General features: G+C 69.0%; 28 protein-coding genes. 2 read left to right on the plus strand and 26 right to left on the minus strand.

Going from position 1 to position 19220, the window contains the following annotated elements:
- Window positions 1-77: 77 nt before the first annotated feature.
- From SCAB_RS17410 to SCAB_RS17530, 25 genes are all read right to left on the minus strand, one after another.
- Window positions 78-740: an adenylate kinase gene (locus tag SCAB_RS17410; protein ID WP_013001405.1), complete on the minus strand. Its 663-nt coding sequence runs from the start codon at window positions 738-740 to the stop codon at window positions 78-80.
- Window positions 740-2053 (minus strand): preprotein translocase subunit SecY, encoded by a 1314-nt coding sequence (gene secY, locus SCAB_RS17415; protein WP_013001406.1) that lies wholly within the window; start codon window positions 2051-2053, stop codon window positions 740-742. The genes SCAB_RS17410 and secY overlap by 1 nt, the downstream gene beginning before the upstream one ends.
- 243 nt (window positions 2054-2296) lie before the next feature.
- Window positions 2297-2752 carry a 50S ribosomal protein L15 gene (rplO, locus tag SCAB_RS17420; RefSeq protein WP_013001407.1) on the minus strand — a complete coding sequence of 152 codons (456 nt, stop codon included), beginning with the start codon at window positions 2750-2752 and terminating at the stop codon, window positions 2297-2299.
- A gap of 2 nt (window positions 2753-2754) precedes the next feature.
- Window positions 2755-2934, minus strand: coding sequence for a 50S ribosomal protein L30 (gene rpmD, locus SCAB_RS17425; protein ID WP_013001408.1), 180 nt, complete (start codon window positions 2932-2934; stop codon window positions 2755-2757).
- Complete coding sequence (rpsE, locus tag SCAB_RS17430; RefSeq protein WP_013001409.1) at window positions 2934-3542, minus strand: 30S ribosomal protein S5; 609 nt, start codon at window positions 3540-3542, stop codon at window positions 2934-2936. Before rpsE ends, rpmD begins: the two co-directional genes overlap by 1 nt.
- A gap of 39 nt (window positions 3543-3581) precedes the next feature.
- A complete protein-coding gene (gene rplR / locus SCAB_RS17435) occupies window positions 3582-3965 on the minus strand; it encodes a 50S ribosomal protein L18 (RefSeq protein WP_005481210.1) in 384 nt (127 codons plus the stop codon).
- Window positions 3966-3968: 3 nt separating this feature from the next.
- Window positions 3969-4508, minus strand: a complete 540-nt coding sequence (gene rplF / locus SCAB_RS17440) for a 50S ribosomal protein L6 (RefSeq protein ID WP_013001410.1) — start codon at window positions 4506-4508, stop codon at window positions 3969-3971.
- A gap of 25 nt (window positions 4509-4533) precedes the next feature.
- Entirely contained in the window at window positions 4534-4932 is a 399-nt protein-coding gene (gene rpsH / locus SCAB_RS17445) for a 30S ribosomal protein S8 (protein ID WP_013001411.1), read from the minus strand.
- Window positions 4933-5146: 214 nt separating this feature from the next.
- Window positions 5147-5332: a type Z 30S ribosomal protein S14 gene (locus SCAB_RS17450; RefSeq protein WP_003948630.1), complete on the minus strand. Its 186-nt coding sequence runs from the start codon at window positions 5330-5332 to the stop codon at window positions 5147-5149.
- A gap of 5 nt (window positions 5333-5337) precedes the next feature.
- Window positions 5338-5895, minus strand: coding sequence for a 50S ribosomal protein L5 (gene rplE, locus SCAB_RS17455; protein WP_005481216.1), 558 nt, complete (start codon window positions 5893-5895; stop codon window positions 5338-5340).
- A complete protein-coding gene (gene rplX, locus SCAB_RS17460; RefSeq protein ID WP_013001412.1) occupies window positions 5895-6218 on the minus strand; it encodes a 50S ribosomal protein L24 in 324 nt (107 codons plus the stop codon). The genes rplE and rplX overlap by 1 nt, the downstream gene beginning before the upstream one ends.
- Before the next feature lie 2 nt (window positions 6219-6220).
- A complete protein-coding gene (rplN, locus tag SCAB_RS17465) occupies window positions 6221-6589 on the minus strand; it encodes a 50S ribosomal protein L14 (RefSeq protein WP_003992364.1) in 369 nt (122 codons plus the stop codon).
- 97 nt (window positions 6590-6686) lie between these two features.
- Window positions 6687-6974 carry a 30S ribosomal protein S17 gene (gene rpsQ / locus SCAB_RS17470; protein WP_013001413.1) on the minus strand — a complete coding sequence of 96 codons (288 nt, stop codon included), beginning with the start codon at window positions 6972-6974 and terminating at the stop codon, window positions 6687-6689.
- Window positions 6974-7198 carry a 50S ribosomal protein L29 gene (gene rpmC, locus SCAB_RS17475; RefSeq protein ID WP_005481220.1) on the minus strand — a complete coding sequence of 75 codons (225 nt, stop codon included), beginning with the start codon at window positions 7196-7198 and terminating at the stop codon, window positions 6974-6976. Before rpmC ends, rpsQ begins: the two co-directional genes overlap by 1 nt.
- Window positions 7198-7617 carry a 50S ribosomal protein L16 gene (gene rplP, locus SCAB_RS17480; protein WP_004927269.1) on the minus strand — a complete coding sequence of 140 codons (420 nt, stop codon included), beginning with the start codon at window positions 7615-7617 and terminating at the stop codon, window positions 7198-7200. Before rplP ends, rpmC begins: the two co-directional genes overlap by 1 nt.
- Before the next feature lie 5 nt (window positions 7618-7622).
- Window positions 7623-8456, minus strand: a complete 834-nt coding sequence (gene rpsC / locus SCAB_RS17485) for a 30S ribosomal protein S3 (RefSeq protein ID WP_013001414.1) — start codon at window positions 8454-8456, stop codon at window positions 7623-7625.
- The gene (rplV, locus tag SCAB_RS17490; RefSeq protein WP_004571827.1) at window positions 8456-8803 is read right to left on the minus strand and encodes a 50S ribosomal protein L22; all 348 of its coding nucleotides are present in this window, start codon (window positions 8801-8803) and stop codon (window positions 8456-8458) included. Before rplV ends, rpsC begins: the two co-directional genes overlap by 1 nt.
- A gap of 43 nt (window positions 8804-8846) precedes the next feature.
- The gene (gene rpsS / locus SCAB_RS17495) at window positions 8847-9128 is read right to left on the minus strand and encodes a 30S ribosomal protein S19 (RefSeq protein ID WP_013001415.1); all 282 of its coding nucleotides are present in this window, start codon (window positions 9126-9128) and stop codon (window positions 8847-8849) included.
- 12 nt (window positions 9129-9140) lie between these two features.
- Window positions 9141-9977, minus strand: coding sequence for a 50S ribosomal protein L2 (gene rplB / locus SCAB_RS17500; protein ID WP_005481225.1), 837 nt, complete (start codon window positions 9975-9977; stop codon window positions 9141-9143).
- A 38-nt stretch (window positions 9978-10015) separates the two neighbouring features.
- Window positions 10016-10435: a 50S ribosomal protein L23 gene (gene rplW, locus SCAB_RS17505; RefSeq protein WP_013001416.1), complete on the minus strand. Its 420-nt coding sequence runs from the start codon at window positions 10433-10435 to the stop codon at window positions 10016-10018.
- Window positions 10435-11094: a 50S ribosomal protein L4 gene (rplD, locus tag SCAB_RS17510; RefSeq protein WP_013001417.1), complete on the minus strand. Its 660-nt coding sequence runs from the start codon at window positions 11092-11094 to the stop codon at window positions 10435-10437. Before rplD ends, rplW begins: the two co-directional genes overlap by 1 nt.
- A 7-nt stretch (window positions 11095-11101) precedes the next feature.
- On the minus strand, window positions 11102-11746 hold the full coding sequence (gene rplC, locus SCAB_RS17515) for a 50S ribosomal protein L3 (protein ID WP_005481233.1): 645 nt from the start codon (window positions 11744-11746) through the stop codon (window positions 11102-11104).
- Between the two features lie 17 nt (window positions 11747-11763).
- Window positions 11764-12072: a 30S ribosomal protein S10 gene (gene rpsJ, locus SCAB_RS17520; RefSeq protein ID WP_003948644.1), complete on the minus strand. Its 309-nt coding sequence runs from the start codon at window positions 12070-12072 to the stop codon at window positions 11764-11766.
- Window positions 12073-12481: 409 nt separating this feature from the next.
- The gene (locus SCAB_RS17525) at window positions 12482-12769 is read right to left on the minus strand and encodes a hypothetical protein (RefSeq protein ID WP_148274208.1); all 288 of its coding nucleotides are present in this window, start codon (window positions 12767-12769) and stop codon (window positions 12482-12484) included.
- A 33-nt stretch (window positions 12770-12802) separates the two neighbouring features.
- Window positions 12803-13537, minus strand: coding sequence for a YoaK family protein (locus SCAB_RS17530; RefSeq protein WP_013001419.1), 735 nt, complete (start codon window positions 13535-13537; stop codon window positions 12803-12805).
- Between the two features lie 93 nt (window positions 13538-13630).
- Here SCAB_RS17530 and SCAB_RS17535 point away from each other — a divergent pair, with 93 nt between their 5' ends.
- Window positions 13631-15307 carry an RNA ligase family protein gene (locus tag SCAB_RS17535; RefSeq protein WP_013001420.1) on the plus strand — a complete coding sequence of 559 codons (1677 nt, stop codon included), beginning with the start codon at window positions 13631-13633 and terminating at the stop codon, window positions 15305-15307.
- A gap of 6 nt (window positions 15308-15313) precedes the next feature.
- On the plus strand, window positions 15314-18091 hold the full coding sequence (locus tag SCAB_RS17540; RefSeq protein ID WP_013001421.1) for a poly(A) polymerase: 2778 nt from the start codon (window positions 15314-15316) through the stop codon (window positions 18089-18091).
- Between the two features lie 9 nt (window positions 18092-18100).
- On the opposite strand, the gene SCAB_RS17545 is transcribed toward SCAB_RS17540, so the two are convergent.
- Window positions 18101-18928, minus strand: a complete 828-nt coding sequence (locus tag SCAB_RS17545) for a hypothetical protein (protein ID WP_037725118.1) — start codon at window positions 18926-18928, stop codon at window positions 18101-18103.
- Between the last annotated feature and the right edge of the window lie 292 nt (window positions 18929-19220).

Raw genomic sequence — 19220 nt, forward strand, 5'->3', positions numbered from 1 at the left:
ACTCTGGGTCGTGCCTACACAACAGTACGGCCGCGACGCCCCTCACGGGCACCGCGGCCGACGTACCGTCCGACGGCCTACTGGCCGTCGTCCTCACGCTTGAGCGCTTCCATCGCGCGCTGGGTGACGTCCTCCACCGGACCGAGCGCCGTGATCGTCACCACGAGGCCCTGGGCCTTGTAGTAGTCGATGATCGGCTCGGTCTGGGTGTGGTAGACCTCCAGGCGCTTGCGGACGGTCTCCTCGGAGTCGTCGTCCCGCTGGTACAGCTCGCCGCCGCAGGCGTCGCAGACGCCGTCCTGCTTCGGCTTCTTGTACGTGACGTGGAAGACGTGGGCGGAGTCGTTGCGGCAGATGCGCCGGCCGGCGATCCGCTTGACGACCTCCTCCTCGGGGACCTCCAGGTCCAGCACCGCGTCCAGGTTCATGGACTCGTCCTGGAGCGTCACGTCGAGCGCCTCGGCCTGCGAGACGTTGCGCGGGAAGCCGTCGAGCAGGAAGCCGTTCACGGCGTCCGGCTGCTCCATCCGGTCCTTCGCCATGGCGATGGTGACCTCGTCCGGGACCAGCTCGCCCTTGTCCATGTAGGACTTCGCGAGCTTGCCCAGCTCCGTCTGCTTGCTGATGTTGGCCCGGAACAGGTCGCCCGTGGAGATGTGCGGGATCGACAGGTTCCTGGCCAGGAACGCGGCCTGCGTTCCCTTACCCGCACCAGGCGGCCCGACGAGGACGATTCGCATCAGCGGAGGAACCCTTCGTAATTGCGCTGCTGGAGCTGGCTCTCGATCTGCTTCACGGTTTCCAGACCCACACCCACGATGATCAGGATGCTGGTACCGCCGAACGGGAAGTTCTGGTTTGCCCCGAGGGGCGCCAACGCCATTGTCGGCACGAGAGCGATCAGACCCAGGTACAGCGAACCCGGCCAGGTGATCCGGTTGAGTACGTAGCTCAGGTACTCAGCGGTCGGTCGGCCAGCCCGGATGCCCGGGATGAAGCCACCATACTTCTTCATGTTGTCCGCGACTTCCTCGGGGTTGAACGAGATGGCCACGTAGAAGAAGGCGAAGAAGATGATGAGGAAGAAGTAGACCGTGATGTGCGCCGGAGCCGCGGTGTCCGCGAGGTTCTTCTGGATCCAGGCCGCCCAGCCCGCGGTGGAACCCGAGAACTGCACGACGAGCGCGGGAATGTAGAGCAGCGACGAGGCGAAGATCACGGGGATGATGCCCGCCTGGTTGACCTTCAGCGGGATGTACGTCGACGTGCCGCCGTAGGAGCGACGGCCGATCATGCGCTTCGCGTACTGGACCGGAACCCGGCGCTGGGCCTGCTCGACGAAGACCACGAGCGCGACCATGACCAGACCGACGGCGATGACGATGCCGAACTCGATCCAGCCGTCCGCCAGGTCACCCTGCTCCTTGATGGACCAGAGCGCGGACGGGAAGGTGGCGGCGATCGAGATGAACATCAGGATCGACATGCCGTTGCCGATGCCGCGGTCGGTGATCAGCTCACCGAGCCACATGACGACGGCCGTACCGGCGGTCATGGTGACGACCATGACCAGGGTGGTGAAGATCGAGTCGTCGGGAACGATGGCGTTGGCCTGCGGGCACTGGCTGAACAGCGCGCCGCTGCGGGCGGTGGCGACGAGACCGGTGCCCTGGAGGACGGCGAGGGCGACCGTCAGGTAACGCGTGTACTGCGTGATCTTCGACGTACCGGCCTGCCCCTCCTTCTTCAGGGCTTCCAGACGCGGGATCACCACGGTCAGCAGCTGCAGAATGATGCTCGCCGTGATGTACGGCATGATGCCGAGCGCGAAGATCGTGATCTGCAGCAGCGCGCCACCACTGAACATGTTGACCAGCCCGAAGAGACCGGAGTTGCTCTTGGTCTGGTCGATACAGAACTGGACGGCGGTGTAGTCGACACCCGGGATCGGAATGTGCGTACCGATCCGATAGATCACGATGATGCCGAGCGTGAAGAGCAGCTTCTTGCGCAGGTCGGGCGTCTTGAACGCCCGGGCGAACGCGGTGAGCACGGTGCCTCCTGCGACCCCCGCGCTACTGCGTCAAGGGTGACGGTTTTGAGATTCTGATGAGGACGACTTACGTAACGTTTAACTGCCGCGACGAGTGCCCGGTGTGGGGTCCCCTGTGAAAAACGGACAGTGCAGGCCACCTTACCGGCGGGACTGCCTCCCTAGGAACGACCAACCGGGGATACCCCATTTGTGGGGTATCCCCGGTCGGGATCGCTCAAGTCATCGAGACGCCTGATGTGTTCAGACGAGCTCGGTGACGGTACCGCCGGCGGCGGTGATCTTCTCCTTGGCGGAGCCGGAGACGGCGTCGACCGTCACCTGCAGTGCCACGGTGATCTCGCCCTGGCCGAGGACCTTGACGAGGCTGTTCTTGCGGACGGCACCCTTGTCGACCAGGTCGGCAACGGTGACCTCCCCACCCTCGGGGTAGAGGGCGGCGAGCTTGTCCAGGTTCACGACCTGGAACTCCGTCTTGAACGGGTTCTTGAAGCCCTTCAGCTTCGGGAGACGCATGTGGAGGGGCATCTGGCCACCCTCGAAGCGCTCCGGAACCTGGTAACGGGCCTTCGTGCCCTTGGTACCACGACCGGCCGTCTTACCCTTCGACGCCTCACCACGACCGACACGGGTCTTGGCGGTCTTGGCGCCGGGAGCCGGACGGAGGTTGTGGATCTTCAGCGGGTTGTTCTCCGCCATGATCAGACCTCCTCAACCGTCACGAGGTGGCGGACGGTGTGCACCATGCCGCGGAACTCGGGGCGGTCCTCCTTGACGACCTGCGTGTTGATGCCCTTGAGACCAAGGGAACGCAGGGTGTCACGGTGGTTCTGCTTGCTGCCGATGTACGACTTCGTCTGCGTGATCTTGAGCTGTGCCATTACGCAGCACCAGCCCCGGCACGCGCACGCAGCAGAGCCGCGGGAGCGACGTCCTCGAGGGGCAGACCGCGGCGGGCCGCGATCTCCTCGGGACGCTGCAGGCCCTTCAGGGCCTCCACGGTCGCGTGCACGATGTTGATCGCGTTCGACGAACCGAGCGACTTCGACAGGATGTCGTGCACACCGGCGCACTCGAGCACGGCACGCACCGGGCCACCGGCGATGACGCCGGTACCGGGGGAAGCAGGCTTGAGCAGGACGACGCCCGCGGCCTTCTCGCCCGTGATCGGGTGCGGGATGGTGCCCTGGATACGGGGGACCTTGAAGAAGTGCTTCTTGGCCTCTTCCACACCCTTGGCGATCGCGGCCGGCACCTCCTTGGCCTTGCCGTAACCGACACCCACGGTGCCATCGCCATCGCCCACTACGACGAGCGCAGTGAAGCTGAAGCGACGACCACCCTTCACAACCTTGGCGACGCGGTTGATCGCGACAACGCGCTCAACGTACGCGGTCTTCTCGGCGGCAGCTGCGCCGCCGTCACGGCCCTTCCGGTCCCGCCGCTCGCCGCCACCGGCACCGCCACCGCGGCGCTGGGGTCCAGCCATTGGATTTACCTCTCTCTTTCCGCTAGCTACGCAGCGAGCTCAGAACTTGAGCCCGGCCTCGCGGGCGGCGTCGGCCAGGGCCGCGATGCGACCCGCGTACCGGTTACCACCACGGTCGAACACGACGGCCTCGACACCGGCGGCCTTGGCACGCTCGGCGACCAGGGCGCCGACCTTGCCGGCCTGCGCCGACTTGTCCTCCGACGCACCACGGATCGACGAGTCCAGGGTGGACGCCGACGCAAGGGTGTGACCCTTGAGGTCGTCGATCACCTGGGCCACGATGTGGCGGTTCGAGCGGGTCACGACCAGGCGGGGACGCTCAGCCGTACCGTTGACCTTCTTACGGATCCGGATGTGGCGCCGCTTGATGGCTGCACGCTTGTAAGCGTCGCCCTTAGCGATCTTCGTACCGTATGCCATGGCTTACTTACCCGCCTTTCCGACCTTGCGGCGGATGACTTCGCCCTCGTACTTGACACCCTTGGCCTTGTACGGGTCGGGCTTGCGCAGCTTGCGGATGTTGGCCGCAACCTCGCCGACCTTCTGCTTGTCGATGCCCTCGACCGAGAACCGCGTGGGGTTCTCCACCTTGAAGGTGATGCCTTCGGGCGCCTCGACGGTGATCGGGTGGCTGTAGCCGAGCGCGAACTCGAGGTTCGAGCCCTTGGCCTGCACGCGGTAACCGACACCGCTGATTTCGAGCTTCTTCACGTAACCCTGGGTCACGCCGGTGATCATGTTCGCCACCAGCGTGCGGGACAGGCCGTGCAGGGCCTTGCTCTGACGCTCGTCGTTGGGGCGGGTGACGTTCAGAACGCCGTCCTCACCCTTGGCGATCTCGATCGGCGAAACGACGGTGTGGGTCAGCGAGCCCTTGGGGCCCTTGACCGAGACCGTCTGGCCGTCGATGGTGACGTCCACGCCGGCGGGAACCGTGATGGGGAGCTTGCCAATACGCGACATAGCTTTTTCCTCCGATTCCTTTCCGCTACCAGACGTAGGCGAGGACTTCTCCGCCTACGCCCTTCTTGCCGGCCTGCTTGTCGGTGAGGAGCCCGTGGGACGTGGAGATGATCGCCACGCCGAGGCCACCCAGCACCTTGGGCAGGGAGGTGGACTTCGCGTAAACCCGGAGACCGGGCTTGGAGATCCGCTTGATGCCCGCGATGGAGCGCTCACGGTTCGGGCCGAACTTCAGCTCGAGGACGAGGTTCTTGCCGACCTCGGCGTCCTCGACCTTCCAGCCCGTGATGAAGCCCTCCTGCTGGAGGATCTCCGCGATGTGGGACTTGATCTTCGATGCCGGCATCGTCACGGAGTCGTGGTATGCCGAGTTCGCGTTCCGCAGACGCGTAAGCATGTCTGCGATCGGATCAGTCATGGTCATGAATTGGCCTTCGGCCTCTCTCGCCGGGGTTTCCTGTATGCGCCATCCCTCTCCCCACTCGGTGGCGGGACGGGTGCGGTGCGGGGACCTACGGCGTAGTAAGTCGTACGGGCTACCGTCAGGCGCCCAACCCTCCAAGCCTAAGCCATGGAAGGGCGGGCGCCTGACACGCCCAGTGCTTACCGAGAGCTTCGGGAATCCCTAAAAGACGGGACTACCAGGAGCTCTTGGTCACGCCCGGCAGCTCGCCACGGTGAGCCATCTCACGAAGGCACACGCGGCACAGGCCGAACTTGCGGTACACGGAGTGGGGACGGCCGCAGCGCTGGCAGCGCGTGTAGCCACGCACGCCGAACTTGGGCTTGCGAGCAGCCTTCGCGATCAGAGCCTTCTTCGCCATCTCGCTCACGCCTCCTTGAAGGGGAAGCCGAGGTGACGAAGGAGGGCGCGGCCCTCAGCGTCGTTGGTCGCCGTGGTCACCACGGTGATGTCCATACCCCGGGTACGGTCGATCTTGTCCTGGTCGATCTCGTGGAACATGACCTGCTCGGTGAGACCGAAGGTGTAGTTGCCACGGCCGTCGAACTGCTTGGGGGACAGACCACGGAAGTCGCGGATGCGCGGGAGCGCGAGCGACAGGGTGCGGTCCAGGAACTCCCACATGCGGTCGCCACGGAGCGTGACGTGGGCACCGATCGGCTGGCCCTCACGCAGCTTGAACTGCGCGATGGACTTGCGGGCCTTGGTGACGGCCGGCTTCTGCCCGGTGATCGTGGTGAGGTCGCGGATGGCGCCCTCGATCAGCTTGGAGTCGCGGGCGGCGTCGCCCACACCCATGTTGACCACGATCTTGACGAGGCCCGGGGTCTGCATGACGTTCTCGTAGGAGAACTCTTCCTGCAGCTTGCCCGCGATCTCCTCGCGGTACTTCGTCTTGAGACGCGGAGTCGTGGTGGTAGCCATCAGATGTCCTCACCCGTCCGCTTGGCAACGCGAACCTTGTTGCCCTCGTCGTCGAAGCGGTAGCCGACACGCGTGACGACCTTCTTGCCGTCCTTCTCCACGACCAGCTGGACGTTGGAGACGTGGATCGGCGCCTCGACGGTGACGATGCCACCGGCCTGCGAACCCTTGGCGGTCGGGCCGGCCTTGGTGTGCTTCTTGACCCGGTTGACACCCTCGACCAGGACGCGGTCCTCGCGGGGGAAGGCCGCGATGACCTTGCCCTGCTTGCCCTTGTCCTTACCGGTGATGACCTGGACCAGGTCGCCCTTCTTGATCTTCATGCTTACAGCACCTCCGGCGCGAGCGAGATGATCTTCATGAACTTCTTCTCGCGCAGCTCCCGGCCGACCGGGCCGAAGATACGGGTGCCACGAGGGTCGCCGTCGTTCTTGAGAATGACAGCGGCGTTCTCGTCGAAGCGGATGTACGAGCCGTCCGGACGGCGGCGCTCCTTGACGGTGCGAACGATGACCGCCTTGATGACGTCACCCTTCTTCACGTTGCCGCCGGGGATCGCGTCCTTGACGGTGGCGACGATGACGTCACCGATGCCCGCGTAGCGGCGACCGGAGCCACCGAGCACACGGATGCAAAGGATTTCCTTCGCACCAGTGTTGTCGGCGACACGCAGTCGCGACTCCTGCTGGATCACGTCTATCTCCTGATTGTCTGCCGGTTCCCCGGGGGCCGTTCAGGAACGGCCCCCGGAGCCTGGCGGAACTGTCCTGCGAGGAATGCCCCGCAGGAAATTACTTGGCCTTCTCGAGGATCTCGACGACACGCCAGTGCTTCGTGGCGGACAGCGGCCGGGTCTCCATGAGGAGGACACGGTCGCCGACGCCGGCGGCGTTCTGCTCGTCGTGAGCCTTGAGCTTGCTCGTGCTGCGGATGACCTTGCCGTACAGGGCGTGCTTCTTGCGGTCCTCGACGGCGACGACGACGGTCTTGTCCATCTTGTCGCTGACGACGATGCCCTCACGGGTCTTGCGGAATCCGCGCGCCTCGGTGTTCGTCTCAGTCACGTTGCTCTCGCTCATCAGGCGCTCTCCACCGTCTCGATGCCCAGCTCGCGCTCACGCATCAGGGTGTAGATCCGCGCGATGTCCTTGCGGACGGCCTTGAGCCGACCGTGGTTCTCGAGCTGACCGGTCGCCGCCTGGAAGCGGAGGTTGAACAGCTCTTCCTTGGCTTCGCGGAGCTTGTTGAGCAGCTCCTCGTCACCCAGTTCGCGCAGCTCGGACGCCTTGGTACCGGCCGACATCACGCTTCACCTGCCTCGCGCTTGACGATCCGGCACTTCATCGGCAGCTTGTGGGCTGCGCGAGTCAGGGCCTCACGGGCGATCTTCTCGTTGGGGTAGGACAGCTCGAACATGACCCGGCCCGGGTGCACGTTCGCGATCCACCACTCAGGGGAACCCTTACCGGAACCCATGCGGGTCTCGGCGGGCTTCTTCGTGAGCGGGCGGTCCGGGTAGATGTTGATCCAGACCTTGCCGCCACGCTTGATGTGGCGGGTCATGGCGATACGGGCCGCCTCGATCTGGCGGTTGGTCACGTACGCCGGCGTGAGGGCCTGAATGCCGTACTCGCCGAACGCGACCGTCGTACCACCCTTGGCCTGGCCACGACGCTTCGGGTGGTGCTGCTTGCGGTGCTTGACCCTACGGGGGATCAGCATGTCCCTCAGGCCTCCGTTCCGGTGCTCTCAGCCGGAGCGGCGGCAGCGGGAGCCTCGGCCTTGGGGGCCTCGGCGCCGGCAGCCTGCTGCGGCTTACGACCGCGACCTCCACGCTCGCCACCGCGGCCACCACGGCCGGCGGGGCGGTCAGCGCCACCACGGGCCGGGCGGTTGCCGGCGCGGGCAGCGGCGTTCTCGGCGCGGACCTCGGCGATGTTCTTGACGTCGCCCTTGTAGATCCAGACCTTCACGCCGATGCGGCCGAAGGTCGTCTTGGCCTCGAAGAAGCCGTAGTCCACGTTCGCGCGGAGCGTGTGCAGGGGCACACGGCCCTCGCGGTAGAACTCCGAGCGGGACATCTCGGCGCCACCGAGGCGGCCACCGCACTGGATCTTGATGCCCTTGGCGCCGGCCTTCATGGCGGACTGCATGCTCTTGCGCATGGCCCGACGGAAGGAGACGCGGGAGGAGAGCTGCTCGGCGACGGCCTGGGCGACCAGCTGGGCATCCGTCTCGGGGTTCTTGACCTCGAGGATGTTCAGCTGGACCTGCTTGCCCGTGAGCTTCTCGAGGTCACCGCGGATGCGGTCGGCCTCGGCGCCACGGCGGCCGATGACGATGCCCGGACGCGCGGTGTGGATGTCCACGCGGACGCGGTCACGGGTGCGCTCGATCTCCACCTTCGAGATGCCGGCGCGCTCCATGCCGGACGTCATCATCCGACGGATGGCGACGTCTTCCTTGACGTAGTCCTTGTACAGCTTGTCGGCGTACCAACGCGACTTGAAGTCGGTCGTGACACCGAGCCGGAACCCATGCGGGTTTACCTTCTGGCCCATTACCGGGTTCCTTCCTTGCTGCTGACGACCACGGTGATGTGGCTGGTCCGCTTGCGGATCCGGTAGGCACGGCCCTGGGCACGCGGACGGAACCGCTTCAGGGTCGGGCCCTCATCCACGTACGCCTCGCTGATGACCAGCGAAGAGGCGTCCGTGTGGTCGTAGTTGTGTGCGGCGTTGGCAATGGCGCTGTCCAGCACCTTGCCGACCGGCACGCTCGCGGCCTGCGGGGCGAAACGCAGGACCGCCTGAGCCTCCGTGGCATCCATGCCACGGATGAGGTCCACCACGCGGCGGGCCTTCATGGGCGTGACGCGGATGTACCGCGCCTGGGCCCTGGCTTCCATGGTTGTCCTTCCAGTGTCTGTCATGGTCGATTCCACCCCGCGTTTAGCGGCGCTTCGACTTCCGGTCGTCCTTGACGTGACCCCGGAAGGTGCGCGTCGGCGAGAACTCGCCGAGCTTGTGGCCGACCATCGACTCGGTGACGAACACCGGAATGTGGGTCTTGCCGTTGTGCACCGCGATCGTGTGGCCGAGCATGGCCGGGATGATCATCGAGCGACGGGACCAGGTCTTGATGACGTTCTTGGTGCCTGCTTCGTTCTGTACGTCCACCTTCTTGATGAGGTGTCCGTCGACGAAGGGCCCCTTCTTGAGACTGCGCGGCATCTAAACCCGCTCCTAGCGCTTCTTGTTCGTCTTGCGGCGGCGGACGATGTACTTGCTCGAAGCCTTCTTCGGCGAGCGAGTACGACCCTCCTTCTGACCCCAGGGGCTGACCGGGTGGCGACCACCGGAGGTCTTGCCCTCACCACCACCGTGGGGGTGGTCAACCGGGTTCATCGCCACACCGCGGACGGTCGGGCGGACGCCCAGCCAGCGCTTGCGACCGGCCTTGCCCCAGTTGATGTTGCTCTGCTCGGCGTTGCCGACCTCGCCGACGGTGGCGCGGCAGCGCACGTCGACCAGACGGATCTCACCGGACGGCATGCGGAGGTGGGCGTAGGCGCCCTCCTTCGCGAGCAGCTGCACGGAGGTACCGGCGGAGCGGGCGAACTTGGCGCCGCCACCGGGACGGAGCTCGATCGCGTGGATCGTGGTACCGACCGGGATGTTGCGGAGCGCCAGGTTGTTGCCCGGCTTGATGTCGGCCCCGGGACCGTTCTCCACCCGGTCGCCCTGCTGCAGGTTGCGCGGGGCGAGGATGTAGCGCTTCTCGCCGTCCGCGTAGTGCAGCAGCGCGATGCGCGCGGTGCGGTTGGGGTCGTACTCGATGTGCGCGACCTTCGCCGGCACGCCGTCCTTGTCGTGACGACGGAAGTCGATGACACGGAAGGCGCGCTTGTGTCCGCCACCCTGGTGGCGAACGGTCACACGACCGGCGTTGTTACGGCCGCCCTTGCTGTGCAGAGGGCGGACCAGCGACTTCTCCGGCGTGGACCGCGTGATCTCGACGAAGTCGGCGACGCTGGAGCCGCGACGGCCCGGCGTAGTCGGCTTGTACTTGCGGATTCCCATTTCTCAGTCCTCGTCCGATATCGGACGATCCGACCCGCTTACGCGGTCGGACCGCCGAAGATGTCGATACGGTCGCCCTCAGCAAGGGTCACGATCGCGCGCTTGGAGCCGGCACGCTGGCCGAAACCGGTGCGGGTCCGCTTGCGCTTGCCCTGGCGGTTGAGCGTGTTCACGCCCGTGACCTTGACCGAGAAGACCGCCTGGACGGCCTGCTTGATCTGGGTCTTGTTGGCGTCGGGGGCCACGATGAACGTGTACTTGCCCTCGTCGAGGAGCGCGTAGCTCTTCTCCGACACGACCGGCTTCAGCAGCACGTCACGGTGGTCCGTGAACGCCTTGCTGGGCGCGGTGACGACGGTGTTCTTGCCCTCGGTGGCGTGACGCTTCGCCTTGGCGACGCGCGCGGCCTTGGCGGCCTTGGCCGCCTTGGAGGCGATGGAGGGGTGACGGATAGCCATCAGCCTTCAGTCCCTTCGGTGTCGTTGGCCTTGTTCGGGCCGGACACGAAGGACTCCAGGGCGCCCTGGGTGAAGACCACATCGTCGGAGACGATCACGTCGTACGTGTTCAGCTGGCCCGGCTCCAGGATGTGCACCTGGGGCAGGTTGCGGGCGGAGAGCCACGCGGCCTCGTCGGCGCGCTCGACGACCAGGAGCAGGTTCTTGCGCTCCGAGATCTTGCCGAACAGCGACTTGGCGGCCTTGGTGGAGGGGTTCTCGCCCTCGATCACGCCGGAGACGACGTGGATGCGGTTGTGACGGGCCCGGTCGGTGAGGGCGTGGCGCAGGGCCGCGGCCTTCATCTTCTTCGGGGTCCGCTGCGAGTAGTCACGCGGCTGCGGGCCGTGGACGACGCCACCACCGGCGAACTGGGGCGCGCGGGTCGAGCCCTGACGGGCGCGGCCGGTGCCCTTCTGCCGGTAAGGCTTCTTACCGCCACCACGGACTTCGCCGCGGGTCTTGGTCTTGTGCGTGCCCTGACGGGCAGCCGCGTTCTGCGCGACGACGACCTGGTGGATCAGCGGGATGCTGACCTTCTCCACGCCGAAGATCTCCGCGGGGAGCTCGACGCTTCCGGTCTTCTCGCCGGCAGGCGAAAGGATGTCAACAGTGCTCATCGGTACCTCAGGCCCCCTTGGCCGCGGTGCGGACCAGGACGAGGCCGCCGTTCGGACCGGGGACAGCGCCCTTGATGAGCAGCAGACCCTTCTCCGCGTCAACGGCGTGGACGGTCAGGTTCTGGGTGGTGACCCGCTCGTTGCCCATGCGACCCGCCATGCGGAGGCCCTTGAACACACGGCCCGGGGTGGCACAGCCACCGATGGAGCCGGGAGAGCGGTGCTTGCGCTGGGTGCCGTGACCGGCGCCGAGGCCCTTGAAGTTGTGACGCTTCATGACACCGGCGAAGCCCTTGCCCTTGCTCTTGCCGGTCACGTCCACCTTGACGCCGGCCTCGAAGACCTCGGCGGAGATCTCCTGGCCCAGCGTGTACTCGGAGGCGTCCGCGGTGCGGATCTCGACGAGGTGACGGCGGGGGGTGACGTCGGCCTTGGCGAAGTGGCCCTTGAGGGGCTTGTTCACCTTGCGCGGGTCGATCTCGCCGAAGGCGATCTGGACCGACTCGTAGCCGTCGACATCGTTCGTACGGACCTGGGTCACGACGTTGGGGCCGGCCTTGACGACGGTGACCGGAACAACACGGTTGTTCTCGTCCCACACCTGCGTCATGCCGAGCTTCTCGCCCAGGATTCCCTTGATCTGCTTAGCCATTCTCAGATCACCGACCCCTAGAGCTTGATCTCGATGTCGACACCGGCCGGGAGGTCGAGTCGCATCAGAGAGTCAACGGTCTTGGGCGTCGGGTCGAGGATGTCGATCAGGCGCTTGTGCGTGCGCATCTCGAAGTGCTCGCGCGAGTCCTTGTACTTGTGCGGCGACTTGATGACGCAGTACACGTTCTTCTCAGTGGGCAGCGGCACCGGGCCCGCGACCGACGCACCAGTGCGAGTCACCGTCTCGACGATCTTCTTCGCCGAAGAGTCGATGACCTCGTGGTCGTAGGCCTTGAGCCGGATGCGGATCTTCTGTCCCGCCATGGCTACTCAGTAGTCCTTTGTCTCGTTTAACGCTCTGGAACCCGGTGTTCCGTCACCCGCTCCGCCGACCCACGCGGTCGGGCGTGTCGCGCTTCCGCTGACACAGATGCCCCTTGTTCGAGCATCCCCTGTCCGGGAAACACGGCCCTACCTACAGCCGTGGGCCGGGGGCAGAAGCCCACCGGGTGCCTGGCCGGTGCCGCACTGACACTTCCCGAAAGATTCCCGTACGTCCGCTCCAGCGCTGCCGTAAGGCAGTTGGGGCGACGAGTACTGTGGGACTCGCTTCCGGTCCTCCCGGCGGGAGGCGCGCAGCATCAACACTCGACCGAGCAACCCCGCTAGTCTGCCATACGGCCCACCGGCTCCGCCAATCGAGCCGGAGAGATTACCCCGAGAGTGACGCAGGTCAAACCCGGGAGGGGTCGGGCCCCTCGGGGGCGGCGGTGTCGGCGGGGCACGGAACGTGGGCATCGGCGCTCGTCGGAGCGTCGTCCGTGGTGTCCGTCGCACGATCGGGATACACCAGACAGGCTCCGAGGGCGATGACCCCCAAGGACGTCAGCCGCAGCGCACCCCCCGTCCACCGCATCCCTCCGGTCCACTCCTGGGGTATGCCGAGGGCCAGCCAGAGGCTGACGGTGATGCCGGCGACCATGAGAGCCGCACCGACGAGACGGCTCACTGAAAAACTCATGCGTCCATGATCCAGAGCCACTTCGCCGGGGCGTCACGATTCGGCCGGGCTGCGCGCCTCCGGCGTACGCCCCCGCTGCATCGCCCAGTACCCCGCGCCCAGGGCGAGGACCAGCGCGGCGGGGATCAGCAGGACGAGTGCCGGGTGCACCTCTGCCCGCAGCAGCAGCCACGCGCCCAGCAGGCCGCCGGCGAACATCGCGGCGACCGAGGCGAGGCGGCGGCCCTCGTCCCTGGCCCCCGCCCCCAGACGGCCGTCGGGGTGCGGGGGCAGGCCGCTGAGCAGCGCGGTCAGGGCACGGGTGGACACCGTGGTGGGGACGTCCGGGACCCGCGCCCGCAGGGTGGTGATGTTGCGCACGCCCATGGCCACGGCGACCAGGGCGACGACGGTGTAGTGCGGGTCGTCCGCCGGGCCGCCCGTCACGTCGAGCCCGGTGCGCCAGGCGACCAGTCCGCCGAGCCCCAGCAGCAGTGCCTCGACGAGCAGCGCCGGGACGAACCAGCGGCGGCCGTGGGCGTCCACGCTCGTCTCGAACCGGGAGCCGAGGACCGCGCCGACCGTGAACCCCCCGAACGAGACGCCCGCGGCGGCCGGGGACAGACCGGCGGCACCGGTGAGCGCGAAGGAGAGGAAGAGGAGGTTGCCCGTCTGCACCGCCGTGAAGACCGGGCCGAGCACGAGGAAGCTGACGGCCTCGATCATGCCGGTCGTCAGCGTCAGCCCCACCATGACCGAGGTGAGCCCGACTCCCGCTCTGGGCTTCATACCGGGACCCTAAGCCGCCGGTAATCCGCTCGCCCGCCCCCGCCCGCGCTCCTACGCTGATCAGGTACTGCGGCTCACGGGGGAACGTTCACGATGCGTACGCACTATCCGCGGACCCGGCATCTGCCCTGGTCCCCCGGCGCCACCGCCGACGATCTCCGGGTCACCGACCTGTCCGGGCTGCGCGGCCGCGAGGTCGTCGTGACCGAGAAGCTGGACGGCGAGAACACCACGCTGTACGCCGACGGCCTGCACGCCCGCTCACCGGACTCCGCGCACCACCCCTCCCGTACCTGGGTCAAGGCGCTCCAGGCCCGGATCGGCCCCGCGATACCCCGGGGCTGGCGGGTGTGCGGCGAGAACATGTTCGCCCGTCACTCGCTCCCCTACGACGACCTGGACAGCTGGTTCTACGGCTTCTCGGTGTGGGACGCGGACGGGCGCTGTCTGGACTGGGACCGGACGGTGGCCTTGCTGCGCGGACTCGGTGTCCCCGTGCCGCGCGTCCTGTGGCGGGGCGTGTTCGAGGAGCGGGCGCTGCGCGCGCTGCGGCTGGACCTCGCGCGCCAGGAGGGGTACGTCGTCCGGGTCGTGGACGGCTTCGGCGCACAGGAGTTCGGCGCCAGCGTCGCGAAGTGGGTGCGGGCCGGGCACGTGACGACGGGCACGCACTGGATGCATGCGGCCGTCGTCGAGAACGGTCTGGGGGCGCGGGCGCCGCTCTGGGCGGTGCGCTCCGGCGCGCACGCCGACGCCGACGCGCTGGCGGAGGCGGTGGGGCTGCCCGGTGAGGGGGACCGGGAGGCGCTCGCCCGCTTCGACGCGGGCGCCGGGCGGACCGGTGACGACCGGCTCGCCGGCGTCCTGGCCGCGCTGCTGCACGCGCACGGCCCCGGCGGCCGCCGCGCCCGGCTCGCGGCCCGGCTGGCCGGGGTCGTGGGCATGCCGCTCGCGCGCCGGGTCGCCGACCTCGTCGGACTGCACCCCGCGCTGCACCGGCCGTACCCGGACGAGGACCGCCGTACGGGCCTGGCCCGGCTCTCCCTCGCCGCCGATCTCGGGCTGCTGCACGCGGTCGCCCGCGCCACGGCGGCGACGGAGGAGGCGCGCGAGCTGGTGGAGTGGTCGGCGCTGCACGCCGAGGAGGTGCGGCCGCTGGACGAGGGTGCCGTGCGGGAGGCGTTCGCCGGGCTGTCGCCCGACGCGGCGGTCCGGTGCCGGGCCGAGGCGCGCGAGGCGTACGCGCGGGGGCGCGTCACGGACGCCGCGGGCGCCGTCGCCGCGACCTGGCGCTGGCGGTCGGGGGCCTATCCGGGACTGATCCAGCTGGTCGGGCCGTCGGGCAGCGGCAAGAGCACCTTCGCGCGGGGGCTCGCAGGCGTGGACGCGTACGTCTCGCTGGACGAGCTGCGCGGGGCGCGGGGAGCGCGCGCCGACCAGCGGGCCAACCCGGACGTGCTGCGCGAGGGGCTCGACCGGCTGGACGCGGCGCTGGCCGCCGGCGGGACGGCGGTGTGGGACGCCACCTCGCTCACCCACCGGCAGCGCGCGCTGGTGCACGCGGTCGCGCAGCGCCGCAACGCCCTCATCACCCATGCCGTGGTCCTCGTCGACGAGGACGAGCTGATCCGGCGCAACACCCGCCGCGACCACCCGGTACCGCCGCAGGTGCTCACCGCCCAGCTGCACCGCTTCGCCCCGCCGTACCCGGGCGACGCGCACCGCACCTGGTACGTCGGGGCGAGCGGGACAGTAGAGGAAGAGGTCTGAGGAACCGTGCGGACGAGCGAGGAGATCTACCACCGGGTGCGCTGGGACGCGCGCTTCGACCCGGCCCGCTTCGTGTTCGGCGTGCTGGAGCGCGGCGCCGCGCCCAAGCGGGTCCCGCTGCCCGCGTTCGTGCCCGGCGGCGAGATCCCGTGGCACCGGGTGCTGTTCGTCGAGGCGGACGGCGAGCTGGTCTGGGACCGGGCGACGGGCGTGGACCGGATCGACGCGACGGACGCGGGGCGCGTGCGGGAGTCCCGTCTGCTGCGGGCGCCGTTCTTCACGGCGCGCACGCCGCACGCGTGGGACGGGGAACAGTGGGCGCCCGTGCGCGCCCCCCGGGGCGCCGACGGCGCGGCCGGCGGGGACAACGTCCGGGTGCTGACCTGGAACACCCTCTGGGACCGCTACGACGCCGACCTCATCGACAGCGCCGGGCGCAGGCCGCTGCTGCTGCGCGCCCTGCGGGACGCCGAGGTCGACGTGATCGCGTTGCAGGAGGTCGAGGCGGCCCTGCTGGCGATGCTGCTGAGCGAGCCGTGGGTGCGGGCGGAGTGGACGCTGGGGTCCGACCCGCGCGGGCGGGACGTGGCGGAGTGCGGGCTGCTGCTGCTGAGCCGGTTGCCGGTGCGTGAGGCCGCGTTCCACGCGCTGGGCCCGCACAAGGCGGTGGCCTCGGTCGTGGTGGAGGCGGGGCAGCGTCCCCTCGTCGTCGCGGCGACGCATCTGAGCAGCGACCACTCCGCCGACGGCGCCGGCCGCCGCACCGCCGAACTGGCCCGGATCGCCGAGGGGTTCGCGGCCCTGGACGCCGGTCTCGTGCTGCTGGGCGACTTCAACGACGGCGGCGACACCCCCCAGGTGACGCTCGGGATGCGGGACGCCTGGAGCGAGACGCACGGCCCGGACGACGCGACCCCGACCTTCGACCCGGTCGCCAACCCGCTGGCGGCGGTCTCGTCCCTGACGGGACGGGCGTCCCGGCTGGACCGGGTGCTGGTGCGCGGGCCGGGGCTCGCAGTGCGCTCGGCCGAGCTGTACGGGGACACGCCCTCGCCGGACGGACTCTTCGTCTCGGACCACTACGGGGTGCGGGCGGAGGTGGGGTCCGGCACCGCCGACTCCGCCCCCGCGGCGCTGGACGTCGGGCCGACGGCCCGTACGGCCCTGGCGTGGCTCCCTCCGGAGGAGCTGTGGCCGCCGCTGCAGGACATCCGGCGTGCGCACGACCCGCAGATCCACCGCTGGCCTCCCCATGTGAACGTCCTCTTCGGCTTCGTGCCGGAGCACGCCTTCGAGGAGGCGGCCTCGGTGCTCGCCGGGGCGGTGACGGCTCCGTTCGACGTCCGGCTGGAGGGCGTGCACTGGTTCGGCCACCGGGACGACGCGACGGTGTGGCTGGACCCGGCGGCGGCCGGCGAGTGGCCCTGGGCCGAGCTGCACAGCACCCTCGTACGCCACTTTCCGCGCTGCCGGGGCCGTCAGGAGGGCTTCACCCCGCACCTGAGCCTGGGGCGCACCACCGACCCGAACGCCCTGGCCGCCGCGTGCGCGGCCCGGCTCGCCCCCCGGTCGGCCAGGGTCGGCGAACTGGCGCTGCTGTCGCGGCGCGGGGACGAGCCGATGCGGGTGCGGGCGACGGTGAGCCTGGGGACGGGTGAGGTGCGCTGGGCGGAGGAGGCGGTGCCCCACGCTCCCGAGGGGGACCGCGAGGCCGGCACGGCCGACCGGGTCAGGCGCCTCGTCGCGGACGCGCTCCCCGGCGGTGTCGTGCATGTGGCCGGTTCCCGGCGCATGGGCTGCGCGCTGCCCGGCGCGGACCTGGACCTGGTGGCGGCGCTCCCCGGAACCGTCGAACTCGGTTCCCTGCGCAGGGAGTTGGGTGGAGCCTCGGAGGTGCGCGAGGTCGTCGGGGCACGGGTCCCCGGGCTGCGGCTGCGGTTCGACGGCCTGGACGTGGACCTGGCCGTCGTGGCCACCGGGGCGATGGACCCGGGGGAGGCGGTGGACCGCCGGGCCGAGCTGGGCGAGGCGGCGGCGCTCGCGCTCAGCGCGGTGAGCGACGCCGAGGCGGTGCTCGCCTCGGTGGGCGGTCGCGGTCCGGCGTTCGCCGGGCTCGCCCGGCAGGTCAAGGCGTGGGCGCGGGCCCGGGGCCTGGACTCGGCGCCGTTCGGCGGCCTGCCGGGCCTGGCCTGGTCCGTGCTGGCGGCCCGCACGGCGGGCGAGGCGGGAGATCTGCCGCCCTCCTGCCTCCTGCGGCACTTCTTCGCGACCTGGGCGGCCTGGGACTGGCGCGAGCCGGTCGGTGGCCTCGAAGGGGCCCCGGCCGGGCCCCTCACCGTCGCCACGCCGTCCGCCCCGGTCCGCTCCTGCACGGACCAGGTCACGGCGGACATGCGCGACCTGATCACCCAGGAGCTGTTCCGGGCCTGGGAGTTGCTGGAGGAGGGCGCCTCGTGGACCGAGGTCCTGGCCCCTCCCCCGCTGCACCGCCGCCACGCCGCCTGGGCGGTCGTGACGGCGGGCGCGGGTACGGACGGGGTCGTGGACGAGGGCCGGGTACGGGGCCGGATGCGAGCCCTGATCACCGACCTGGCCGGGCTGGCGCCGGGCTGCCACGCCTGGCCGCGCCCGTTCGCCACGGCCCCGGTCCGCTATGCCATCGGCCTCGGCCCGACCCCGCCGGCCGCCGAGGCGCTGGCCGCGGTGGCGGACCGCCGACTGCGGGGCCTGGCGGGGGTGACGCTCACGCGGGCCGAGGGCGGCGAGGTACCGACGCTCCGCTGAGGCTGGAGGTCAGCGGACGTCGACGTAGACGTTGGCGGTGGTGACGGCGTCGGTCGTCGAGTTGCCGTAGTACACCCAGCGGTAGAAGCCGTCGGCCGAGGCGGTGACCGTGGTGTTCAGGCCGCCGGTGCTGCCGGTCGTGACCTTCTTGACGGTCTTGAAGGAGGTGGCGTCCGAGGCCCGGTACTGGAGGCTGACCGTACGGCCGCTGTAGCCGCCGTACTTCTTGGTGCTCCAGTTCGCCCGGGTGAGCTTGCCCGTGACGGTGACCTTCCTGCCCTTGGTCACGGTCTCCGGCGTGGCGGCGACCGTGGCCCTGGCCGCGCGCTTGAGCTGGACGGTCGTGGACCGGGTCTCGTACTCCTCGGTCTTGAGGCCGCCGCTCGCCTTCCACAGCCGCATGACGACGGCGGTCTTCCACGTCGTGGCGGCCGCGTTGGTGTTGACCTGCTTCCGGCTCCAGTGCGGGTCGATGTGGAACTCACCCTCGCAGCGGGAGTGCCTGGCGTCGACCTCGAAGCACGTGTAGATGCCCGGGCCGATGTAACCGTCGCCGGTGTCGACGGCCTTGGCCCTGTCACCGCGGTAGATGAAGGGGTGGGCGGTGTAACCGGAGGGGTTCGCGGTGCTCAGCCCCGCCGGCAGGGCGATCTTGAAGGTGACGGACGGCCGCACCTCCTTCGTCGTGCCGACCACGATCGGCTTGCCCTTGTTGATGACGATGTCCGACACGGTGATCCCGGTGTCCGCCGCCTGAGCCGCCGGCGCGTTCAGCACCGAGAACCCGAGCGCCCCCACGAGCGTGGCCACCGCTACGGTCCGTCTGCCTGACTTCATTCACACCTCTTCGAAAGCGTGTTCCTACGGGAGGCGGCAGAGTACCAAGAGTGATCTCGCGGCGATCGCACACGTCGGACCCACCGGAGAGAGCAGATTGTGCCCTCGCTCAGGTATGGATGACAGAACCGGAGAAACCGACGTCATGGTGAAGGTGCGACTGGAGACCGGTCGGGCGGCGACGACGTGCCCGGCGTCGGCGTCGACGCTGTTCCAGATCAGCTCCTCGACCGCGCCGATCGGATCGCGCAGCCGCGCCGGCTCGGCGACGTGTTTCGAGGTCACGGACACG

Origin of the sequence: Streptomyces scabiei 87.22 (assembly GCF_000091305.1) — a bacterium.
Lineage (GTDB): Bacteria > Actinomycetota > Actinomycetes > Streptomycetales > Streptomycetaceae > Streptomyces > Streptomyces scabiei.